The organism is Streptomyces sp. NRRL F-2664, assembly GCF_000719345.1.
In the GTDB taxonomy this organism is placed as follows: domain Bacteria; phylum Actinomycetota; class Actinomycetes; order Streptomycetales; family Streptomycetaceae; genus Streptomyces.
On sequence record NZ_JOFX01000143.1, the window covers coordinates 1 to 3,085 of the forward strand.

Consider the following 3,085-nt stretch of genomic DNA (forward strand, 5'->3'; position numbering starts at 1 on the left):
AGCCTCGGCTACCTGTCACCCGTCGAGTTCGAACAGCAGCACCAGCGAGAACATAGACTCGCTCTCGCAGCATGAATCCCCGTGTCCACACTCCGGGGGACGCCTCAAGTAGCCGGTGCTGCCGATAATGCCGGGCATGCCCGAGCGGCGCGCTCACGACTGCGTTCGCCATGGCCTGGCCGCCTTGTTTGCCGCGTTCGACGTCGCCACCGGCGAAGTCGCCAGTGCCCCGCACCGCCGACACCGGGCGGCAGAGTTCAGAAAGTTCCTGACGCGGATCGACAAGGAAGTACCAGCGCATCTCCACATCCACCTGATGTGCGACAACTGCGGCACCCACAAGACACCCGCCCTCAGGACGTGGCTTGCCGAGCGCCCGCGCTTTCACATGCACTTCACCCCGACCGGTTCCTCCTGGATCAACCAGGTCGAGCGGTGGTCCGGCTTCCTGGCCGACCAGATGATCCGGCCCGGCGCACCCAATAACGTGCAGGCCCTCGAAGCCGACATCCGCCGCTGGGCCAAGAGCTGGGACGCAGACCTCAAGCCGTTCATCTGGACCAAAACCGCTGAAGAGATCCTAGTGACTGAGTCAGAGATTCGTCGGCAGTAGGCGGCGACTTTGTGGAGGATCTCGTCGGCTGTCATGGTCCAGACGAAGGGTCTGGGGTGCTCGTTCCAGTCGGCGAGCCAGGCCCGGATGTCGCGTTCGAGGGCCTGGACCGAGCGGTGGACGCCGCGCTTGAGCTTCTTCTGGGGCAGCTCAGCGAACCACCGCTCGACCAGGTTCAGCCAGGACGCGCTGGTCGGCGTGAAGTGCAGGTGGAACCGGGGGTGGCCCAGAGTGGCTGCTGGCACATCCGCGGTTCCACATGCACTTCACACCGACCGGTTCCCCATGGCTGAACCTTGTCGAGCGCTGGTTCGCCGAACTGGCCGCCAAGCGGATACCGCGCGGCGTCCACAAGTCGGTCCAAGCACTAGAGAAAGACATCCGCACCTGGATCAGCACCTGGAACGACGACCCCAAGTCCTACGTCTGGACCAATAACGCAGACGAAATCCTCGAATCCCTCGCCTCATACTGCAGACGAATTAACGACTCAGGACCCTACAGTTGTGACCTGCTTCGGAGATCCTGTCGCAGTAGCGGCAGGTGCTGTCGAGGATCTGGTCGGCGGCCCTGGTCCGCTTGAAGGGCCGGGCCTCGTCGTTCCAGACCTTGATTCAGCCTTCGAGTGCAGTCTTGAGGTCCTCAAGTGAGCAGGATACTCCGCGTTCGAGGCAGCGCCGTTCCAGCTCAGCGAACCACCTCTCGACCTGATTGATCCACGACGAGTAGGCGGGGGTGAAGTGGAGCTGAAGGCAGGCTGCGCGAGGAGTCACTGGTGCACCACGGGTGCCTTGTGGGCGGAGAGGTTTGTCGCAGATGACGTCGACCGCCAGGGCTTCGCCGGTCTGGCGGTCGATCTCGTCGGGGAAGTGACGGAAGTCCACGGCACGGTGCTGCGCGGACAGCTTTGTGATCACCTTGCCGGTCGCGGTGTGCCCTGCGGCGAACAGGTCGATGGTGTCGTGGCGGGCTTAGTCGAAGCTCCGCCGCTCGGGCACTCCCGGGATCATCGGCAGCACCGGCGCGGTCCGCTCCAGTGCCTGGATCTGCGGTTTCTCATCCACCGCGTTTGTCGGCGCAGCAAGGTACAAACCGACGACGTCACGGGCCTTGTCGATCAGGAGCGGTTCCGGGAAGATCTTGAACGTCTCGGTCCGCCATGGCTGCAGGCCGAAAGCGTGCCAGATACGCAGGACGCTCGCGGGCAAGATGCCCACGACCTTGGCCAGCTCCCGCTTGGACCAGTGCGTCCCGCCCCGGGGGCGTCTGCTCCAAAGTGCGGACCACCACCTCTTCCACCTGGGCGTCGGTGATGGTCCGCGGCACCCCGCGCCTGGGTTCGTCGACGAGTCCCTAGAGGCGGTCGTCGCCGATGCAGCGTTCGACGGTGTTGCGGCGACGGTACTGCCCGCGGTCGCAGGCTGGTGGTCGGCCGTGGGACCGGCCGCGCCGGCGGCGCTTCGCGCGCTGGTCGTCCGGTTGGGCGATCGTTGCCTTGCTGCCACGTGCGCGGGCGCCGGGCTGGTGCGGGCCGCCTTCAGGGCCTGCATGAGCGGGATGGACATCGGGCTGTCCCCCGCGCCGACCGGGCGGGGTCGGCCAGGCCACGGGACGGCAGCGGTCATCCGCCGGCAGGCGGACATCAAGTTAACCCATATACGGCTGAGAACGGGCTCGGCCAGGCGAGCTGGTTCACGTCGACATCAAGAAGCTGGCAACATCCTCGACGGCGGCTGGCGATGGTAAGCCGGACGGTCGACCGCCGGGCTGTCGGGGCCGCGGTCACTTCCCCTCCGAGATCTCGTGCTGAAGTGCATCTACGCCGCGGTGTCTTTGGACCCGACCGGCACCGGCTACAGGTGCTGGATAACTCGCTGGAAGCGGTCGTCAAGGCCTTCGGCATCGCCTTCGTTGGACCGAGTTGGACTCAGCAACGACCCGGTCACTGAATTGCACAGCCCCCCGGACCCGCCTCATTGCAGGCGGATCGGAGGATGACGGAGCTCCAGTGACCTGTTCTGATCTTTCCGTTTGCTGCTCTCGAGAGGTCCTTCGTGTCTAGTGATCAAGTGAATCATCGTGACGGTGCTGTACGCCGGGTAGGACTTGGCCGGTGCGGGCTGGTGAGCCTCCTTGTGGTGGCGAATGTGGGCGGGGCCCTCCACGAAGGCATAGGCGTCCTTGCTGCTCAGGCGGTAGCCATTGAAAACGCGTCTGCGCCGGGTGTTGTCTCGGGTGTGTTTGCGCCGGGTGAGGGGGCGGGGGGTGCGGTGGATGTGCGGACCGGCCGCTACTCCCTGGAGGTGCCGCTGCTGGCGACGGCGGGGCGCGGTGAAACTGGGTTCGGGCTGGTGTTGTCGTATGACCAGGAGTTGTCGGGTCTGGGGGTGGACCGGCAGGGCCTGGGCGCGGGTATGGGTTTGGGCCTGCCGTTCGTCGACACCGGTGAGGGCCCTGACGGACCGCACCGAC

General features: G+C 65.6%; 4 protein-coding genes and 2 pseudogenes. 3 read left to right on the forward strand and 3 right to left on the reverse strand.

What is annotated here, in order from left to right; translation table 11 throughout:
• Positions 1–127: 127 nt before the first annotated feature.
• Positions 128–613: an IS630 family transposase gene (locus tag IF89_RS43655; RefSeq protein WP_324605404.1), complete on the forward strand. Its 486-nt coding sequence runs from the start codon at positions 128–130 to the stop codon at positions 611–613.
• Between the two features lie 2 nt (positions 614–615).
• Here IF89_RS43655 and IF89_RS48605 read toward each other — a convergent pair.
• A pseudogene (locus IF89_RS48605) lies at positions 616–840 on the reverse strand (IS630 family transposase); the annotation flags it as partial.
• Between the two features lie 5 nt (positions 841–845).
• On the opposite strand from IF89_RS48605, the pseudogene IF89_RS43665 reads away from it, so the two are divergent.
• A pseudogene (locus IF89_RS43665) lies at positions 846–1,109 on the forward strand (IS630 family transposase); the annotation flags it as partial.
• A 118-nt stretch (positions 1,110–1,227) separates the two neighbouring features.
• Here the strand turns inward: IF89_RS43665 and IF89_RS43670 are convergent.
• The gene (locus tag IF89_RS43670; protein WP_078628761.1) at positions 1,228–1,530 is read right to left on the reverse strand and encodes a transposase; all 303 of its coding nucleotides are present in this window, start codon (positions 1,528–1,530) and stop codon (positions 1,228–1,230) included.
• A gap of 54 nt (positions 1,531–1,584) precedes the next feature.
• Positions 1,585–1,830, reverse strand: a complete 246-nt coding sequence (locus tag IF89_RS43675; RefSeq protein ID WP_158718100.1) for a hypothetical protein — start codon at positions 1,828–1,830, stop codon at positions 1,585–1,587.
• 906 nt (positions 1,831–2,736) lie between these two features.
• On the opposite strand from IF89_RS43675, the gene IF89_RS39120 reads away from it, so the two are divergent.
• Positions 2,737–3,085: hypothetical protein (locus tag IF89_RS39120; protein ID WP_158718101.1), on the forward strand; the 349-nt coding region annotated here is incomplete at its 3' end.